Annotated in this window: 16 protein-coding genes, 2 pseudogenes and 1 riboswitch; of the genes and pseudogenes, 15 read left to right on the top strand and 3 right to left on the bottom strand. The window is 32.2% G+C overall.

The window, feature by feature from the left end:
• Window positions 1-192: 192 nt before the first annotated feature.
• Together LY60_RS01240 and LY60_RS01235 are read right to left on the bottom strand one after the other, a co-directional pair.
• Window positions 193-384, bottom strand: a complete 192-nt coding sequence (locus tag LY60_RS01240; protein WP_145078873.1) for an alpha/beta-type small acid-soluble spore protein — start codon at window positions 382-384, stop codon at window positions 193-195.
• 114 nt (window positions 385-498) lie between these two features.
• Window positions 499-831: a LysM peptidoglycan-binding domain-containing protein gene (locus LY60_RS01235; RefSeq protein ID WP_145078871.1), complete on the bottom strand. Its 333-nt coding sequence runs from the start codon at window positions 829-831 to the stop codon at window positions 499-501.
• A gap of 216 nt (window positions 832-1,047) precedes the next feature.
• Here LY60_RS01235 and LY60_RS01230 point away from each other — a divergent pair, with 216 nt between their 5' ends.
• The 6 genes from LY60_RS01230 to LY60_RS01205 all read left to right on the top strand — a co-directional run bounded on the left by LY60_RS01230 (window position 1,048) and on the right by LY60_RS01205 (window position 7,845).
• Window positions 1,048-1,467 carry a TerB family tellurite resistance protein gene (locus LY60_RS01230; protein WP_170226065.1) on the top strand — a complete coding sequence of 140 codons (420 nt, stop codon included), beginning with the start codon at window positions 1,048-1,050 and terminating at the stop codon, window positions 1,465-1,467.
• A 146-nt stretch (window positions 1,468-1,613) separates the two neighbouring features.
• Entirely contained in the window at window positions 1,614-2,300 is a 687-nt protein-coding gene (locus LY60_RS01225; RefSeq protein WP_145078865.1) for a Crp/Fnr family transcriptional regulator, read from the top strand.
• Window positions 2,301-2,411: 111 nt separating this feature from the next.
• Complete coding sequence (locus LY60_RS01220) at window positions 2,412-3,608, top strand: oxygen-binding di-iron domain-containing protein (RefSeq protein WP_145078862.1); 1,197 nt, start codon at window positions 2,412-2,414, stop codon at window positions 3,606-3,608.
• Between the two features lie 671 nt (window positions 3,609-4,279).
• On the top strand, window positions 4,280-5,803 hold the full coding sequence (locus tag LY60_RS01215; protein WP_145078859.1) for a GLUG motif-containing protein: 1,524 nt from the start codon (window positions 4,280-4,282) through the stop codon (window positions 5,801-5,803).
• Between the two features lie 192 nt (window positions 5,804-5,995).
• Window positions 5,996-6,460, top strand: coding sequence for an MGMT family protein (locus tag LY60_RS01210; protein WP_145078856.1), 465 nt, complete (start codon window positions 5,996-5,998; stop codon window positions 6,458-6,460).
• A gap of 44 nt (window positions 6,461-6,504) precedes the next feature.
• On the top strand, window positions 6,505-7,845 hold the full coding sequence (locus tag LY60_RS01205; protein ID WP_145078853.1) for a leucine-rich repeat domain-containing protein: 1,341 nt from the start codon (window positions 6,505-6,507) through the stop codon (window positions 7,843-7,845).
• Between the two features lie 86 nt (window positions 7,846-7,931).
• Here LY60_RS01205 and LY60_RS01200 read toward each other — a convergent pair whose 3' ends face one another.
• Window positions 7,932-8,546 carry a hypothetical protein gene (locus tag LY60_RS01200; protein ID WP_145078850.1) on the bottom strand — a complete coding sequence of 205 codons (615 nt, stop codon included), beginning with the start codon at window positions 8,544-8,546 and terminating at the stop codon, window positions 7,932-7,934.
• A gap of 18 nt (window positions 8,547-8,564) precedes the next feature.
• A riboswitch (cyclic di-GMP riboswitch) is annotated at window positions 8,565-8,648 on the bottom strand.
• 501 nt (window positions 8,649-9,149) lie between these two features.
• On the opposite strand from LY60_RS01200, the gene LY60_RS01195 reads away from it, so the two are divergent.
• The 9 genes and pseudogenes from LY60_RS01195 to LY60_RS01155 all read left to right on the top strand — a co-directional run.
• The gene (locus LY60_RS01195) at window positions 9,150-12,296 is read left to right on the top strand and encodes a DEAD/DEAH box helicase (protein ID WP_145078847.1); all 3,147 of its coding nucleotides are present in this window, start codon (window positions 9,150-9,152) and stop codon (window positions 12,294-12,296) included.
• A 42-nt stretch (window positions 12,297-12,338) separates the two neighbouring features.
• Entirely contained in the window at window positions 12,339-13,061 is a 723-nt protein-coding gene (locus LY60_RS01190; protein WP_145078844.1) for an NERD domain-containing protein, read from the top strand.
• A gap of 118 nt (window positions 13,062-13,179) precedes the next feature.
• A complete protein-coding gene (locus LY60_RS01185; RefSeq protein WP_170226064.1) occupies window positions 13,180-14,940 on the top strand; it encodes a hypothetical protein in 1,761 nt (586 codons plus the stop codon).
• 91 nt (window positions 14,941-15,031) lie between these two features.
• Window positions 15,032-15,562, top strand: a complete 531-nt coding sequence (locus tag LY60_RS01180; RefSeq protein ID WP_145078838.1) for a DNA adenine methylase — start codon at window positions 15,032-15,034, stop codon at window positions 15,560-15,562.
• 104 nt (window positions 15,563-15,666) lie between these two features.
• Entirely contained in the window at window positions 15,667-16,434 is a 768-nt protein-coding gene (locus LY60_RS01175; RefSeq protein WP_145078835.1) for a TRM11 family SAM-dependent methyltransferase, read from the top strand.
• A 74-nt stretch (window positions 16,435-16,508) separates the two neighbouring features.
• Window positions 16,509-17,354: a DNA adenine methylase gene (locus tag LY60_RS01170; RefSeq protein WP_145078832.1), complete on the top strand. Its 846-nt coding sequence runs from the start codon at window positions 16,509-16,511 to the stop codon at window positions 17,352-17,354.
• A gap of 10 nt (window positions 17,355-17,364) precedes the next feature.
• Window positions 17,365-18,144: a DNA-methyltransferase gene (locus LY60_RS01165; protein WP_145078829.1), complete on the top strand. Its 780-nt coding sequence runs from the start codon at window positions 17,365-17,367 to the stop codon at window positions 18,142-18,144.
• Window positions 18,137-18,992 (top strand): annotated as a pseudogene (locus LY60_RS01160) (type II restriction endonuclease). Before LY60_RS01165 ends, LY60_RS01160 begins: the two are co-directional and overlap by 8 nt.
• Window positions 18,993-19,038: 46 nt before the next feature.
• A pseudogene (locus LY60_RS01155) lies at window positions 19,039-19,152 on the top strand (gamma-glutamyl-gamma-aminobutyrate hydrolase family protein); the annotation flags it as partial.
• Between the last annotated feature and the right edge of the window lie 24 nt (window positions 19,153-19,176).

The following is a 19,176-nucleotide window of genomic DNA, read 5'->3' as shown; positions in this document are numbered from 1 at the left end:
AATAAATGTACTCCTCCCCCAAGGACAAATATCCCGCCAATGACGGGATATTTGTTTTAAAAGAAATATTAAAAGTTTAAGCTAAAATTAAGGACAATAATATATAATATAAACATATTATTAAGACCGATATAAAAAAGATGAAACCCTCTCCAAAAACATCCCGTGCATATGCGCGGGATGTTTGTTTTTTTAAAACAGATATCTGTTTTGAATTTCATTGTCCAGACTTATATCTTCAGGATCCAGATCATTCATATCTATAGGATACTCAGAAAGGCTCATACTGTTTTTAATGCCAGGATCAAGTTCCTTGGACATTTCCATTTTAAAATCTGCCAATGCTTGTCGAGCTTCCGGTGCAATTGAATTTTTTTCAGTCATAATATTTCCTTTCTATTTTCAAGATATGATTATTTTTATCCTGACAGTCAGGATTATGCATCGATAAGCATATTGTAACAATATTGTGATATTAAATTTTGTTTGAAAAATAATTTATTTCAATGACGCTGTTACTATCAACTGTTGTCCCGGATAAATAATATATGGCGGGTTAAGGTAGTTGAATCTGATTAAATTGTCAACGAAAGTACCATGCCTTAATGCAATGTTGTACAAGGAATCTCCCGGTCTTACGGTGTAGAGAATTGATTCCGGAGGCGACATTGGAACTATAATCTGCTGTCCCGTACGAATCATGTTTATATTGGGAATATCATTGAATTTCAAGATATTTTCTATTGTTGTGTTGTACTTCTTTGCAATATTAAAGAGAGAATCTCCCGGAGATACAGTATGCGTCAAGGTGCCAAAATATGCTGGTAGCATAAAAATCACTCCTTTATTATTAGTAATGTATTTTATGCTATTGGTATAAAAGTGTTATTAGTTTTTCCTTTCTGTTGTTCACGATTACAGAACCTGAGTTAGCCAATATAAAAAGAGGACCTTTTTACATCTCTGTTTAAACTAACAAATTATACAAAAATGCCGATATATATTATGATTAATAATATCGAAATAATCAATCAAGGGGAGCCTCAGATGAATTTGCGTAAGGAAGAAAAGAATAGCTACTTGCAGGCGATAATGTTTATTGTATCATGCGATGGAGTAATATCTGGAGAAGAGATAACTGCCTTAAAGAATATTGCTAGCCGCATGGGAATTACCATGGACAAGGTAAATATGCTGACAGAAGAAGTTGCAGACGGAAAGGCACTTAAGAATATCCTTTCAAGAATAAAAAACAGACAGACAAAACTACAGCTCATGTACGATTTGGTGAATATATGTCATTCTGACGGACAATACTCGGAAATCGAAAGAAAATCAATGGAGAGAGTTACAAAATTACTAAAGGTTGAAGCTGAAAAACTTGTGGAGATAGAAGGTATTGTCAATGAAAATATTGAATTCAGCAAAAAAACAAAACAAGTGCTTGAAGTTTCTAATGAAGCGTAAAAAATTATACAAATAACGAAGTTACTGCTGCCTTTATTAATCAGAGCAAATGAAACATGTCATAAAATACAGTGTTATTAATATAGAAATATATGGTATAATGATAATGGTAGTTTTAGGACATACATTTAACCGGAGATGAAAATATGGAATGTAGTTGCAAGTTCAACGGATTATGCACATCAAAGATTGCACTTTTTAGCATGCTTACTTTTGAAGAACATAATGCACTCATATCTAAATCTGAGCATTTGGATTACAAAAAGGGTGATATCATATTCCGGGAATCAGACCCGGCAGATAAAATCATCATTGTGCGTTACGGAAGAGTCAAGCTCAATCATTATTCCATGGATGGAAAAGAATATGTGACAGACATCCTTGTTGAAAGTGATATTTACGGAGAGCAGAACATTTTCGGAGGAGGAAAGTATGATGTTAATGCTGTGGCATTGGAGCCCACAGGGGTATGCATCATCTCACAAGAAGATATTCAGAAAATGATAATGAACAGGCCAGAAGTAGGTGTCAAACTTCTCAACGTTGTGGGCGTCAAATTGTCCTCGGCAAATGAACTTATAGAGCTTTTATCCATCAATGATGCCAAATCAAGACTTGCAGGTTTTCTTCTATATAGAAATACCCGCATAAAAAAAGAATTAATTGAATTGTCCAGGGATGATATTGCAGCTTATATAAATCTTACAAGGGAGACCATAAGCAGGAAGCTCAATGAACTTGAAGATGAAGGATGCATACAGCTTGATGGTCATAAGAAAATTAAAATCATCAATAAAGAAGCACTGAGAGAAATTTATGAAAATAGAAATTAAATAAAAAAATATAAAATAAATGATTTAAATCACAGTTACGTTTTTCCATGTTCACTATAATAGGGATATAAATAAGAAATATTATGTTCGTGAAAACTTAGGAGGAAAAATATGAAAAAGCTAGTAAAAAACAATGTTTATTGGGTAGGAAAAATGGATTGGGAGCTGGAATCATTTCATGGAGCAGATTATTCCATAAACAACGGCTCAAGTCAAAATGCATACTTGATTCAAGAAGAAAAGACAGTGCTCATAGATACTGTCTGGAAGCCACATTCAACAGAATTTGTGGACAATCTTGAATCTGAAATCGACTTAAAGAAAATAGACTTCATTGTAATGAATCACGGAGAAATAGACCACAGCGGTTCATTGCCTGCATTGATGGAAAAAATACCGAATACACCCATTTATTGCACAGCAAACGCAGTAAAATCATTGACAGGTCAGTATCATCATCCAGAGTGGAATTATAAAGTTGTAAAAACCGGAGATTCCATCGATATAGGAAATGGTAAAAAGCTTGTGTTTGTGGAAATGAGAATGCTTCATTGGCCGGACAGCATGGCAACATATTTGACTGAAGACAACATATTGTTTTCAAATGATGCCTTTGGACAGCACTATGCAGTAGAGGAACTTTTCAATGACAAGGCTGACCAGTGCAGATTGTGGGAAGAAGCAATGAAGTATTATGCAAATATTTTAAATCCTCTTTCACCGCTGGTTACAAAGAAAGTAGAAGAAGTTGTAGGTTTGAATCTCCCAATAGAAATAATCGCACCAAGCCACGGTGCAATCTGGAGAGATAACCCGCTTCAAATAGTGAATAAATACTATGAATGGTCAAAGGAATATCAGGAAGACCAGATTACAATTGCATATGATACAATGTGGGATGGCACAAAGCAGTTGGCACATAAAATAGCTTCAGAAATATCAAAAATATCACCAGATACAAGAGTTAAAATATTCAATATTTCTCATGCAGATAAGAATGACATAATGACTGAAGTATTCAAGTCAAAGGCAATTGCAGTAGGTTCACCAACTGTTGGACAGAATATTCTTTCTTCAGTAGGAGGATGGCTGGAATTCCTGAGAGAATTGAAGTTTAAAAACAAGGAAGCAGCAGTATTCGGATGCTACGGATGGAGCGGCGAGTCAACAAAGGTGCTGAGAGAAAGACTCACAGAATCAGGATTCAAGGTTGTGGAACCGGAAATAAAATGCAACTGGAATCCAAAAACAGAAGACTTGGACAAGGCAACAGCAATAGCCGAAGCCCTCTGCAAAACAACAAAATAACAACAGATCTAGGATGCACAAAGTGCATCCTTTTTGTTTATGCTAAATCACAATTCAGCCAAATTGTAGGGGAGGACCTCGTGTCCTCCCGCAATTGCGCCAACAACCACCCCCTCTACAAAAATTAACCTAAACCTCAATTAACATTCCCGAATAAATAACATGTTCACCATCCAAAAAAATAACATACAAATGCGATATTGTAGGGGAGGACCTCGTGTCCTCCCGCAATTGCGCTAACAACCACCCCCGCCACAAAAATTAACCTAAACCTCAATTAACATTCCCCAAATAAATAACATGTTCACCATCCAAAAAATAACATACAAATGCGATATTGTAGGGGAGGACCTCGTGTCCTCCCGCATTCCTTCCACCAACCACCCCCGCCACAAAAATTAACCTAAACCTCAATTAACATTCCCCAAATAAATAACATGTTCACCATCCAAAAAATAACATGCGAATACGTTGTTGTAGGGGAGGACCTCGTGTCCTCCCGCATTTCTTCTCACAACCACCCCAACTATAAATTGTTTATTCTTTATACTTCTTTCACATTTCAAAATTACCCAAAATATGTTAAAATCAAATTGCACCATAGTATTGTCATTCTGAAGGCGCAGCCTGAAGAATCTCATATTTAAATTATTTTTAGTATTGGGGGATATATGAAAAATAAAATAATATTTATACTGGTAGTATTGCTGCTTCTTTGCTCATGCAGTATAACAGACAAAGATATCGAAACAAATAAACCAGCTGAAGAAGAAATACCTGTTTTAAAGGCTGAGGTTGATTATTCCAATCTTCACGAATTAACAAGATTGTATGAAAAATATGCACTGGGCATAAACTTAGACCCTTATGTGCCCGGGTTCTTTGCTATGGGCATGTTACATGAATATGGCAAAGATGAAGAATTCATCAAGGATAATATATTTTCAATGCCATATGAACAAATTTATGATTTTGCACCTTTGTTTTTCAGTGACGATGTAATTATAGAAAAAGAGAATATTACTTATGCCGGTTATTTGGATCAATATAAGGATATAATTCTGGAGCCATTTGAAATTAACGACAGCGTTGAAGATATAAGCGTGCTCTATGGACGGTTTATTGCTGATGAAGATGGTATCAGACATTGGCTTTACCCTGTAATATACACAGTAGAACCATGTTATCTCACAGAGGATGAAATTCCAGCTGTTCTTGCAGATAAAATAAAGGCAGGAGAACAGAGATTTCGAATAAAAAATATTGAAAATATAAAAGATTTAGAAAATGCAAAAAAGATATACACTGAAAATGGATACGGTGATTTGTTTGCTCAAAAAACATATGAAATCAGTAGCCCGGATGATATTCTTGCTATGTCTGAAAGAGTAAACAGTGAAGTATATAATGAAATGAATGCTTCTTACACACTCACAAAAGACATAGATATGAGCAATGCGGAATTTACACCCATTGGAATAAGCAAATCGTACATGAGTTATCTTGATGAAAGAAATCCAAACAACATGGGATTCACAGGAACCTTCGAAGGAAATAACTTCACGATATCCAACCTGAATTGTGTGGGGAAATCCAGTGAATCAAATGAAATGGGTGAATATTTAGGATTTTTCTCCGTCTTAGGAAATGGTGCTCATGTGAATAATTTGAATATTGAAAATGCGAATATAGTTTATGAAAATAATTTTTATAACGTATCATCAGGAATTCTTGCCGGCAGAATGTTAAGTGCAATTGTAGAAAACTGTTATGTCAGCGGATCTGTAAAAGGAATCGGTAATGTAGGCGGGCTTGTGGGAGAGACAACATATGATTATAAAACAGATGACAGTTCGCTTTGCAGTGAAATTATAAACTGCAAGGCTAATGTAGAAGTCTATGGTGAAGACTGGGTTGGAGGCCTGATAGGCTCCAATCACAGGACTATTGTTACAAACAGTTCTGTAAGCGGAATTGTCACATGTGATAAAATTTATGATGATGTGGATATGCCAATGGGCATTGGAGGTTTTGCAGGCCATAACGTATGGGCTGACATAAGGAACTGCGGAGCTGACGTCTGGGTTAAAACAATGGTAGATTCAAGATGTGTGGGCTCATTTGTTGGATTAAATGAAGGCGATATATATGAGTGTTTTTATAACAGCACTACTTCTAACTGGAAACCTTCATGAGACACTCCAATTGATGAATCACAAAATGACATAGCAGATATTCCTGAGGATGAGTATTATAAAAGACTTTCAGAAATGTATTAGCGTAATAAATGGAAAAAGTATAGTATGATAATTGTATAATAAAAGATGAAATTATTGCGTGTTTTTAGTAGCCATAAATGTGAAGTCAAATTAAATGGAGGATAAAATATGACAAAGAAATCATTTAATGAAAAGTTACATGACTCAAAGGATATGCCAACAGTAATTGAAATTACTGATCCAAAAACTATTTCAATGTATAGAGGTACTAAAATGCTTATTGCACCTCCCATTGCTTATGACGAAATCATGAGAAGGGTCCCATATGGCAAGTTAATTACAGCAGATTATGTACGTAATTATTTGGCAAGAAAGCACAATGCCGATTTTACATGCCCTTTAACTGCGGGCATATTCATGAACATAGCTGCTCGTGCTTCGGTTGAACGAAAAATAGATGAAACTCCGTACTGGAGAACTTTAAAAAAAGATGGTGAGCTCAATGAAAAATATCCTGATGGTATTGACAATCAAAGGATGCTTCTTGAGATGGAGGGCCATACTATAATTCAAAAAGGCAAAAGATATTTTGTAAAGGATTACGAAAAAAATCTTTTTGTCTTGGAGGATTAAAAAATTATCAGATAAATTATAGCCGTATATAGGGGGGGATTTAAATGAAAAAAATTTTTATTATTGTATTAGTATTAATGATGATATTCCTTTGTTCATGTAATTCAAAAAGCAACAATGCTGCCATAAGTAATACATCTGACAATGATAATTCTGTAATAGTATGGGAAGATAAAAATTTTGAAGCACTAATGAGATATTATTTAAATAATTTTGATAAAGATATATATATAAGGGATTTAAATGATATTACAAAACTTAAAATAAGTTCTAATTGGAAAATAGAAACAAACATAAAAGAATGTGAAATACCTGAAGAATATCAAAATAAGACAGGTTTAATAACATCTATGAAGGATATTGATAATTTTAATAATCTAAGTGAAATTTCTATTTATAATAATGAAATAGATTCTATACATACATATAAAAATAGTTCAAACATAATTTTATTAAATCTTAGCTTTAATAAGATTCAAAATTTATCCGGTATAGAGAATTACGGTAATTTAACAAACCTTGATATATCTGATAATTATATAGAAGATCTAAAACCGTTAAATAATTTATCACAGCTCAGAACACTGGATCTTAGCTATATTGGCCCGTCAGCTAATATTGGTTATAGAAATAGCATTTCAAATATTGATATTAATACAATCTCAGAATTAACAAATTTAGAATCTTTAATAATTCAAAATAGTAATATCACCAATATTTCTGCATTAAATAAATTTAACTATTTAAAGTCTTTAGATTTATTCGAATGTAATTTAAATATTGATGAATTATACTTAATATCAGATAATGACAAAAATATTATAGAGACTTTAGCTTTTATTGACATATCAAACATCTCAGGTGAACCTGCAGTATTGGATATGTCTAAGTTTAAAAATTTAAATAATCTTAGATACTTACATGTTTCAGGAGGATTAAAAAATATTAATAGTTTAAATAATTTAGATAGTCTGGATATGATTGATAATTTCATTGGTAAAGACGAAAGCTTTAGTAATTTAGAAAATTTAGAATGGCTAAAAATTTTGAATTCTAAATTTGAAGATCCTACAGTTTTGGAAGATTTAAATAAATTAGAAACTGTATATTTTAGTGAAACTGAAATCAGCAGCTTAAAATATTTAAAAAACAATAAAAATTTAATATCTTTGTGGATTGTTAATGGAAACTTAAATGATATTTCTGACTTAAAAGAATTTGCTAATCTAGAAAATATAATGGTGCCTAATAATAAAATTACTGATATAAGCGTATTGTCAGAATTGCATAATTTAAAAAGAATAAGTATTCTTGATAATCCTATAAAGGATTATACAGTAATTGATAATATTGCAAATAAAGAAGAAATACAAATTATAAAATAATAATTAGAAATATAATAAGGGTAAAGCGCATCATTTATAAAAAATAAGACATTGAAGTGTGATGGGCTTCAATGTCTTTTTTGGTTTTAATTAGCAGGTCGTTGAATATCCTTCACAGTGTATGTAACGCCTTCAATTATTACATCATAGTTTCTTGACTCTTGATTAGGACTAAAGTTAAATTCAACTTTGCCATAGTATGTTTCGTCACCATTATCCCAAACAGCGTACAAATCTCCTTCGGCATCATATCCGGTTAAATGACCATTAGGATTATATGTCGGTGTAACTTTTACATTATATATGGCAGCTCCTTTAATCTTTGAATCTTGTACGACTGTGATTTCTACACTTTTAACTCCATTAAATGTAACATCACTTTTACCGGAACTCATTGTTATTTCATAAGTAATGGTATAAGTGCCTGGTGTAATTCCAGTAAATTTTGCAGTAGATACATAAGTTTCTGCTTCTGTATCATGTATTGTATCGATTTTTTCAGCTTCATCCCATGAATCAATATAACCGGAACCTTGTTTATCAGTAATTGCTGTTAAAGTAACTACTTGTCCTACTTTGATGGTAGTAGAAGATGCATCAAGTAACACATCTACTGTTTTTGGAGCTGGCGCTGCTATTGCTATCGTTTGCATAGCTAACAGAAATACGAATACTAAAATAATTGATATGACTTTTTTCATTTGTTACCCCCTAAGTATTTTTTAGAGGGACGGTTACACTATTAGCTCCATATAGCCCAAGTGTCCATATAAAGGCTACACTTCTCCGCGTCCCAATCTCACCCTAACTCGCTACTTATTACTATCACAAAACTAAATTAAAAGAATTAAACATTCTACTTAATTTCCACTGCAATAAGTCGTATGCAATATTATCCGTATTAGGTAATTTTATTATAAAATATATGATATAGGATTGTCAATTTTTTCGTAACTAATTTAGTTATTTATTCATGTTTTTTAAATGTTGCGAATCAATAATATATAAATTCCCAACTAGAAAACATTTAAAATTTCAATATTTTATGTTGAAATTTAATAATTTCAAAATTTGAACAGCACCAGATTATTGGGATATATAAAAAGTTTAAAAATAGTTTGGAATATCTTGTAAAATATTGTATAATAAAAGGTGAAGTTGTTTGTAAAAATAAAATTTTCGTAAAAAATTATCACTGTCCTGTTTATGGTACAGTTTAAGTTGTATAATGGTATTAGCTAAATGTAAACGTTACATAATTTATACAAAATATAGATAATGATGTTCTTACAAGGGGTCGGGGGATGAAACTTAGTAAGGGAATATACGAATCGGTAATAAACAAAAATATTACCAATGACATGAATGCTCTTGGAAACAGCAGCTATTTCCACACAAAGGGCATTGACAAGGAGGAAGGCAGTTCAGTGCTTTCCGGATACATGGCTAAAGTCATAACTAAGGCGTTGAGCAGAATAACAGGAGAAGACAAGCTCAATGTCCAGATTGATGTATGCAATAAAATCATCAAAATGCTGATGGAGGAAATTGATATCGGCGATTTTGATGAATTCATAATCAGCGAATACGCAAAGCTACTGCTTGCCATGCTGGACAAAATGGAAACAACTCTAATAGACGACTACACTAACAAAAAAATCAGACCGATCATATCCATAGCCGCCAATTCATTATTTACCGGTGCCCAGAACGAACCATCCCTCGGAAGCGAACTAATCAAGGAAATTAACACATCAGACAGAATAGACATGCTCGTATCCTTTATAAAATGGAGCGGCCTGTCTCAAATAATCGAAGCCCTAAATAAATTCACAAAATCTAAAAAACTAAGAATAATAACAACATCATACATGGGTGCCTCGGACTACAAGGCAATTTTTGAACTGTCCAAACTCCCCAATACTGAAATAAAAATATCCTATGACACAAAAAGAACCAGATTACATTCCAAGTCATATATGTTTTACAGAAACACTGAATTTTCAACAGCATATATAGGTTCGTCAAATCTTTCAAATGCAGCATTGACAAGCGGATTGGAATGGAACCTTAAAATATCTGAATACACATCTAAAGACATTATCAAAAAATTCAGCGCAACATTTGAATCCTATTGGCATGACAATGAGTTTAGCACGTTCAACAAAGATGATGAGAGCGACAGAGAAAAACTGAAAATATCACTTAGCGCAAACAAAAATAATATTCAAAGGGATAAGGAATTCAACTTTGACATAATTCTATTTTCTCATCAGATAGAAATACTAGATAAGCTTCAGGCTGAAAGAGAAATCCACAATCGCTACAGAAATTTAATAGTTGCAGCAACCGGAACGGGCAAGACTGTAATTTCTGCATTTGACTATAAAAGGTTTGTGAAGAACAACCCAAAGTCAGCTAACAGACTTCTTTTTGTTGCACACAGAAAAGAGATACTGGAGCAAAGCATCGACTGCTACAGAAAGGTTTTAAAAGACAGAAACTTTGGAGACAAGTGGGTGGGAGAATATGTCCCTACACAAAAGGAACACCTGTTTGTTTCAATACAGATGTACAATTCAAAGGAATTTACTGAAAATGTCAGGGAAGATTACTATGATTATGTTGTAATAGATGAATTTCATCATTCGTCGGCACCAAGCTACAGAAAATTATTGGAATATGTTAAACCTAAGATACTACTGGGAATGACTGCTACTCCTGAAAGAATGGATGGAAAAGATGTAACTGAATATTTTGATAACAGAATTGCTGCAGAAATTCGTTTGGGAGAAGCAATAAACAGAAAGATGCTCTGCCCATTCAATTACTTTGCCGTTACAGATACTGAAACATTAAAGGGTATCAAGTGGAGAAGAGGCGGTTACGATGTCACTGAACTTGAAAAGATATATACCAAGGACAACCAAAGAGCAGAGCTTGTGGTTAGGAGTCTTGAAAAATATGCAAAGGACATTCAACAAGTAAAGGGGCTGGGATTTTGCGTGAGTCAGCTACATGCACAGTTCATGAGCAAATTTTTCAACAGTGTAGGTATTTCATCAATATACCTTACTTCTGAATCTGACGATAATCAAAGAGACAATGCTAAATCAAATCTTGAAAATGGAGCAATCAATTTTATTTTTGTAGTGGACTTGTACAATGAAGGCGTTGACATACCTTCAGTAGACACAGTGCTTTTTTTAAGACCCACTGAAAGCATCACGGTTTTTCTACAGCAACTAGGAAGAGGATTAAGGCTTGAAGAAGGCAAGGATTGCTTGACCGTGCTTGATTTTGTAGGGCAGGCTAACAAAAGCTATGACGTTTACGAGAAAAAGTTTAGGGCGTTAACAGGAAACACTGGCAATTCAATATATAAAGAAATATTAAATGAATTTCCTAATCTTCCTAAAGGATGTTTCATACAGCTGGAACGAGTGGCCAAGGAACATATATTGGAAAGTATTAAGAATGTAATACTAAATAAAAGATCTATAACAAACAAGGTTCGTGATTACGCAGCAGGAAGAAAACATCTGAATGTGGTTGAGTTCTGCAAAGAATACAACATGGAACTAAAAGATGTGTACAAACTAAATAGTTTTTCACATTTCTGTGGACAAGTTGGTGCAATAAATTTCGATTCTGACATATACAGCAAAGAATCAAAAGCTATGCAGAGATTGCTGCACATAGACTCCATGGATTGGATAGAGTTTATTGTCAAAATTTTAAAATCTGATAGCTTCAGTTATCAAGACTTAGATCAAAATGAAAAGTTAATGCTAAACATGTTTTACTACACCATTTGGCAGGATTCTCTCAATGTCATGAACTTTGCTTCCTTTGAAGACAGTATTGCAAAATTGAAGCAATGTGACTTTCTATGTAAAGAAATCATTTCAGTGCTTGGATACAACAAAGACAACATAGATTTCAAGGAGCAAAGTTTAGACTTGGATTATCCATGTCCGTTGAAGCTCCACTGCCAATACTCCATGGCTGAAATCTTGGCAGCATTAGAAGAAAATAAACCTGACAAGAAATCATCTTTCAGGGAAGGCGTATTGTACCTGAAGGATAAAAAGACTGATATATTCTTCATAACATTGAACAAGTCAGAAAAGGACTACTCTGAAACAACAATGTATGACGATTACGCCATAGATGATGAATATTTCCACTGGCAATCCCAGAGTGGAACAACAGATACTTCTCAAACAGGTCAAAGATACATAAACCATGAATCCATGAACAGCAAGGTTATGCTCTTTGTGAGGGAGAAGAAATCCATAAATGGAGTCACTCAACCATACTACTGCCTAGGAACAGCGAAGTTCAGTACTTACAAGGGCAGTAAACCAATGAACATAGTGTGGAAGCTGGACAACAAAATGCCAGAGTTCATCAAGAAGAAAGCAAGCAGCAATGTGATGGTGGGATAGTGTTGGTGTTCTATAAATAAAATTATTTGAATTGGAGGATTTATGTATTATCTAATTGCTATTGCAATAGCTGGTTTTATACTTAATTTGCCAACAGTTAAGGGTTTCTTTGGAGAATTTTTTATTCGAGTAATACTGAAGCTTCTGAATAAGAAAAAGTATATTGTTATAAATGATGTATTAATTCCAACAAATAATGGAAAAACAGCACAAATTGATCATGTTGTAGTTTCCAATTATGGGATCTTTGTTATCGAAACAAAAAATTACAGTGGTTGGATATTTGGTAATGAAAACAGTATAAATTGGACACAAGTAATTTATAAGACGAAAAATCAATTCTATAATCCTATATTGCAAAACAAAGGACATGTTAAGGCTCTCCAAGATTTACTTGTTGATTATCCTGATGTTAAGTATATTCCAATAGTAGTCTTTACCTTGAATGCTAATTTTAAGAAGCTAGAAGTGACATCGCATGTTGTGTACAGTCTGGGACTGCTTAGCATAATAAAAATGTATGATACAGGGATTATATCAGAAGCAGCATTAACAAGCATATATCAACGTATTATTAATGCAAATAACACTGATAGGGTTGCAAGACAAGAACATGTTGTAAATATTCAGGAGTATAAGTATAAAACTGAAACCGGAAAGTGTCCAAGATGTAGTGGAAATCTTGTTGAAAGAAATGGTAAATACGGTGCATTTATTGGGTGCAGTAATTATCCTAAGTGTAGATATGTGTTAAAAGAAAAGTAGTATTATATTTGGTATATCGATTTAGTATTAAAATTGTAGAAGAAAGTGATTAAGAAGTATAGATTTTTATAGTGAAATAGTATTTATGAAATCACAAATTTGTGGAGGGAGTATTATTATGTTAAGTGAACTAAACAGTGAAGCAGTAGAAAAACTTTATTCAGAAAGGAAAGATTTCATAATAATTGGTTTAACTGGCAGAACAGGTTCTGGATGTTCAACTGTTGCAAGTTTATTATCTAAAACTTTTGAAGAGCTACAACCAACTAGACCAGTTAATGATGGCAGTAATGAAAAACGCCAATATGAGATTATTTATAATTATTCAAAGGTAAACTGGGAACCATTTAAAGTTATAGAAATGAAAAATGTCATATTTACATTTGTTTTGGAAAATTCTCTTAAAGACTTTAATGATTATATTCATATCAATTTTGATCCTATACTTGATATGAGTGATATAAGTGAAGAATACGAAGAAATGCACAAAAAAAGGATTAAGTTCTTAGAAGAAACTAAAAAACAAACTGAGAACGGTGAAAATGTACCAGCAGATGATGATATTTATTCATTTTATTTTATAGAAGTTCCATCGTTTTTTGAAAAATTTAAGCGAATGATAATAAATACTGGAAATGATGATCTATATACACGAATTTTACAAACTATAGGCGACAATATACGTGCATCTGGAAATGCATTTAGCAATGATATTATACCTGAAAATGTTTTTAAATTGCCTCAAAGAGTTAATATGCTCATAAAGATTTTAAGAAGAAGGAATATAAAAGAAAAGAAAAAAATACTTGTTGTAATCGATGCTTTTAGAAATCCATTTGAAGTTACTTTTTTTAAAGATAGATATTCTTCATTCTACTTGTTTTCTATTAATTCAGTCGATAAAGAAAGGAGGGAACGCCTTCAGAAAATAAATTTTACTAAAGCTGAAATTGATAAACTAGATAAGAAAGAATATCCTAATAGAAATAACTTAATTGAAGATTATTATAAAATAGATATAGAGAAGACTATAGAAATTGCAGATGTGCATATAAATAACAAAAATTCAGCCACTCGAAGTTACTCATATACTAAAGAACAAGTTATTCGTTATATAAGTCTAATAATGCACCCGGGTTTAGTTAATCCAACAAAAATTGAATTTTGTATGCAAATTGCATGCAACTCTAAATTAAATTCTGGATGTTTGTCACGACAAGTTGGAGCAGTTATAACGGACCGTGACTATAACATTTTATCTGTAGGATGGAATAGTGCCCCTTCAAATCAAGTACCATGTAATTTAAGAGATTTGCAATCATTAATTAGGAATGATAAGGATGACAAAGTTGGAATGAGTGTTTATGAACGCACTAATTTAGAATTTAAAGAGTTCCTAAAAGAACGTACGAAAGATATTGACTTTAAGCGATTATCTGGGCGAATGTGTTCATATTGTTTTAAAGATGCATATAACTCATTTAAAAAAGAAAAGAATCAAGTGTATACTAGGTCAATCCACGCAGAAGAGATGGCTTTTCTTCAAGTAATAAGTTTAGGTAGCATGGGTGTAAAGGGTGGGTGCTTATTTACAACAGCTAGTCCTTGTGAGTTGTGTTCTAAAAAAGCATGTCAAACTGGAATTGAAAAAATTTATTATATTGATCAATATCCTGGGATTTCGTATGAACACATTTTAAATTGTGGGAGTGCAAGACCAGAAATGATATTATTCAATGGCGCAATCGGAAGTGCATATAATCATTTTTATACACAAGTTTTAGCATATAAGGATGAATTATATATGCTATTGAATTTGAATTTTAAAAAGAAAAAAAAACTAAGAGTTTATAAAATTAACAAAGAAATATTAAAATAATTTTAGTGTTTGAAAAAGGTGAAAGTGAATTGATAGTTTATGCATGTAATCACAATAATAAAACTAATTTAAGTATTTGAATGGAGGAAATATGTCAGAAAATCATATTACAATTTTATTTAGCAATAATGGTTCAAGAAATGAAGTCCGTATGAGGGTTGTAGAACAATTTGCTTCTGAAGTATGTGGGAAAGGAAGTGGAGAGTTAGCATCTAGATATACATATTATGTAGAAACACTAATAAATGGTGATAGAATATATCTAAGAAGACCAGCTAATTTGCATAATGGGTTTGATTTTCTTGTATGCATAGAAAATATAAATTTTAGTACACTCGGTCAGCGGTATCGAAACTATCCTAAACATGAGGATATTATAAGTGATTTATCTTTAAAAAAGAAGTTTGAGCCAAATTTATATAAGGAACTATTTGAACTTATGAAACAAGTTTATAACTGCAATGATTTAATTATCAATGATTATCAAAAACTAAATTTTAAAACAGGTTTTACTACAGAACTAATTTTAAAAACACTGAAATGGCTTTTTATTGAACAAGATATAAGGTATTGGAATTACTCAGGACGTGATATGTTATGGAACGGAATAATGCATATTTAAAGAAAAAAGAAAATGGATTGATTTAAACAATCCATTTTTGTGCATGTTTATAAAAAATTAAGTTGACAAGAAGGGTATGGTTGAATATACTATATACAGAACTAATGTTCGAGTACATAAAACCATTTAAAACAAGGGAGGTAATGTCAATTAATTTACAACCTGATAATTTTAGTCTAGAAACGACTACGTTATGGTCATTTCCAGACAGGGGCAAATGGGCCACTCATTCAGGTGATTTTCGTGGAAATTGGTCTCCATATATACCAAGGAATATTATTTTAAGATATAGCATTCCAAATGAGTGGATCCTTGATCAATTTGTTGGTAGTGGGACAACATTAGTAGAAGCTAAATTATTAGGAAGAAATGGTATTGGTGTTGACGTAAATGATTCATCATTAATAAAATCAAAAACAAACTTGAAATTTGATTATAATGAGAATATTAGAATTTATCTTCTTCATGGAGATGCAAGGAACTTAAACTTTATTAGAGATGAAAGCATTGATTTAATATGTACACATCCTCCTTATGCAGATATTATTAATTACAGTGTTGATAATGGTAGAGATATCTCCTTGATGCAGTTTTCTGAGTTCATAATTGAAATGCACAAAGTTGCAGAGGAAGCATATAGGGTTTTAAAAACTGGTAAAATTTGCGCAATAATGATGGGTGATATGCGTAAGAATGGTAATGTCATTCCTTTGGGATTTAAAGTGATGGAATGTTTTTTGAATTCTGGTTTTAAGTCAAAGGAAATAATTATTAAAGAACAGCATAATTGTAAATCAACAAAGTTTTGGATAGGAAAGTGCAGCGACTTTTTGCTAATAGCTCATGAGTATATATTTGTATTTGAAAAATAAACTTTAATATTTGTTGTTTATAAAATCAAAAAACATTATAATGAAATAGCTAGAATTTATAAACGGAGAAAATAATGAATAAATTAAATATATCACCATTTGTCAAGTGGGCTGGCGGTAAGAGACAATTGTTAGATAAAATTGGCGAAAGAATGCCAGTAAAATATAATAGATATTTTGAACCTTTTGTTGGTGGGGGAGCAGTATTATTTAATTTGCAACCTAAAACTGCAGTAATTAATGATTTGAATAAGTCATTAATAAACTGTTATAGACAGATACAACAATCACCTTTAGAACTAATAAAACTAATAGATGTTTTAGATAATAATATTAAAGATGGTGGAAAAGAATATTATTATCTAAAGAGAGATGAATATAATGATAAACTTATGATGGAACAGTATGATGCTGAACTTGCAGCGATGTTTATCTTTATTAATAAACATTGTTTTAATGGTCTATATCGCGTTAACGGTAAGGGCCTGTTTAATGTGCCATATAATAATAGCATAAGAGATTCTTATGAAATTAATAATATAATGGAAATTTCTAAATATCTTAAGGCAATAACAATAATGGATGGAGATTTTGAGAAAGCATGTGATGATGCAAAAGAAGGAGACTTTGTTTTTTTCGATAGTCCTTATGCCCCTATAAATCCTACATCTTTTGAGTCATATACAAAAGAAGGATTTGATATAGAAAGCCATAAACGATTAGCTGTACTATTTGAAAAGTTAGTAAATAATGGCTGCTATTGCATGCTTACAAATCATAACACTGATTTTATAATTAATTTATATAAAGAGTTATTTGATAAAAGAAAAATTAAAATTGATATAGTAAGCGTAAAAAGAATGATTAACTCAGATGCAAATAATCGAGTTGGCGAAGAAATAATTATTTACAACTACTAGGAGCGATTTAATGGACAAGTTTATTAAACCTAAGATTGAGCCATATTATGAAGGTGTCAATTCACAGCTATATCTGGGGGATAGCTTCGAGCTCTTAAAGAGAATTAAGTCTGAAAGCATAGATATGATATTTGCGGATCCTCCTTATTTTTTAAGCAATAATGGGATAACTTGCAAAGGCGGAAAGATGGTATCTGTGAACAAGGGTGAATGGGATGAGGGCAAAAATTACAAAGAGAAACACAGTTTTAACAAAAAGTGGATAAAACTGTGTAAAAGAGTTTTAAAACCAAACGGAACTATATGGATATCTGGAACACTGCATAATATATATTCCATTGGAATGGCTTTGGAAGAAGAGGGTTATAAGATAATAAACAATATTACTTGGGAAAAAACAAACCCACCTCCGAATTTAGCGTGCAAATGTTTTACTCATTCGACTGAGACTGTCTTGTGGGCAAAAAAGAACGATGCTAAGCATTTGTTTAATTATCATGATATGAAAAAAGCGAATAATGGTAAGCAAATGAAAGATGTTTGGGAGGGGAGTCTTACTAAGCCATCTGAAAAAAGGGAAGGAAAACATCCAACTCAGAAACCGGAATATTTATTAGAAAGAATAATATTAGCATCTACTTTAGCGAATGACGTAATACTAGATCCATTTTGTGGTTCTGGAACTACTGGAGTAGTCGCAAAGAAATTCAAGAGACAATTTATTGGTATTGACAATGTAGAAGAATATTTGAATATCACAAAAAATAGATTGGAGAAAATTAATGACTAATAGGAACTTTGATGAGTGGTTATCAAAATTTAAATTTAGTATTTCAGGATATGATTATTATATTGATTTCAAAAAAGTATATAGAAATGTTGCAAAGTACAAGATAGAATTAAATATTTTGAATTCTTTAATTGGTTCTAAGAATATTGAAGAAGAGTTTGAAACCATAATTAACCGATATCCAGAAACTTTAAAGTGCATCCCATTATTGCTTGCTGTAAGACAATCTGAAATTTACGCGCAAGATGATGAAGGTGCATTTTTATATGATTTTAAAAAAAGAAATTACAGTATTGAACAGTATAAAGTTTTCATGAGAAAAACGGGGTTGTTTAATTTAATAGAAAAACATTTGGTAAATAATTTGATTGACTATGTTCTGGGTGTAGAAACTGGATTAGATTCAAATGGCAGAAAAAATCGTGGTGGACATCAAATGGAAAATCTGATAGAGGAATTTCTTAAAAGGTCACACGTTAATGAGTACTACAAGGAAATGTATTTATCCGATATAGAAAAGAAATGGAATATTGATCTATCTGCATTATCAAATAACGGTAAAGCTAGAAAAAGATTTGATTTTGTTGTTAAGACAGATAACATGATATATGGAATTGAAACAAACTTTTATGGAGGAAACTCTGGTGGTTCTAAACTGAATGAAACTGCTAGAAGTTATAAAATCACAAGAAGCTGATACAGTAGATGGATTCACTTTTGTATGGTTTACAGATGGGACAGCTTGGAATAGGGCAAGAGGGAACCTTAGAGAAACATTCGATTTTATGGAACACATTTATAGCATTGATGATCTTGAGAATGGAATAATGGACAAGGTGTTTGTATAATTGGGGATAGAAAAGAAAGCAGATGTATAACTGTGGAGGACTAACTATGAAAAAACCTATGATAGGTATTGTTCCATTATATGATGAAATAAAAGAAAGCTACTGGATGTTGCCTGGATATATGGAAGGGATCGAGAGAGCTGGGGGAATTAAAGTGCTTGAACACATGTTATAGTCATAGACA

Origin of the sequence: Sedimentibacter saalensis (assembly GCF_007830175.1) — a bacterium.
Classification (GTDB): Bacteria; Bacillota; Clostridia; order Tissierellales; family Sedimentibacteraceae; genus Sedimentibacter; species Sedimentibacter saalensis.
This window is presented reverse-complemented; position numbering and strand designations above follow the sequence as displayed.

Bases quoted from the DNA above. Each gene is read 5' to 3' on its own strand.
- LY60_RS01220 (WP_145078862.1), top strand. From the start codon at position 2,412: ATGAAAAAGCTAGTAAAAAACAATGTTTATTGGGTAGGAAAAATGGAT.
- LY60_RS01235 (WP_145078871.1), bottom strand. From the start codon at position 831: ATGCTACCAGCATATTTTGGCACCTTGACGCATACTGTATCTCCGGGA.
- LY60_RS01170 (WP_145078832.1), top strand. From the start codon at position 16,509: ATGAATAAATTAAATATATCACCATTTGTCAAGTGGGCTGGCGGTAAG.
- LY60_RS01165 (WP_145078829.1), top strand. From the start codon at position 17,365: ATGGACAAGTTTATTAAACCTAAGATTGAGCCATATTATGAAGGTGTC.
- LY60_RS01200 (WP_145078850.1), bottom strand. From the start codon at position 8,546: ATGAAAAAAGTCATATCAATTATTTTAGTATTCGTATTTCTGTTAGCT.
- LY60_RS01215 (WP_145078859.1), top strand. From the start codon at position 4,280: ATGAAAAATAAAATAATATTTATACTGGTAGTATTGCTGCTTCTTTGC.
- LY60_RS01185 (WP_170226064.1), top strand. From the start codon at position 13,180: ATGTTAAGTGAACTAAACAGTGAAGCAGTAGAAAAACTTTATTCAGAA.
- LY60_RS01210 (WP_145078856.1), top strand. From the start codon at position 5,996: ATGACAAAGAAATCATTTAATGAAAAGTTACATGACTCAAAGGATATG.
- LY60_RS01240 (WP_145078873.1), bottom strand. From the start codon at position 384: ATGACTGAAAAAAATTCAATTGCACCGGAAGCTCGACAAGCATTGGCA.
- LY60_RS01225 (WP_145078865.1), top strand. From the start codon at position 1,614: ATGGAATGTAGTTGCAAGTTCAACGGATTATGCACATCAAAGATTGCA.
- LY60_RS01190 (WP_145078844.1), top strand. From the start codon at position 12,339: ATGTATTATCTAATTGCTATTGCAATAGCTGGTTTTATACTTAATTTG.
- LY60_RS01195 (WP_145078847.1), top strand. From the start codon at position 9,150: ATGAAACTTAGTAAGGGAATATACGAATCGGTAATAAACAAAAATATT.
- LY60_RS01205 (WP_145078853.1), top strand. From the start codon at position 6,505: ATGAAAAAAATTTTTATTATTGTATTAGTATTAATGATGATATTCCTT.
- LY60_RS01180 (WP_145078838.1), top strand. From the start codon at position 15,032: ATGTCAGAAAATCATATTACAATTTTATTTAGCAATAATGGTTCAAGA.
- LY60_RS01230 (WP_170226065.1), top strand. From the start codon at position 1,048: ATGAATTTGCGTAAGGAAGAAAAGAATAGCTACTTGCAGGCGATAATG.
- LY60_RS01175 (WP_145078835.1), top strand. From the start codon at position 15,667: ATGTTCGAGTACATAAAACCATTTAAAACAAGGGAGGTAATGTCAATT.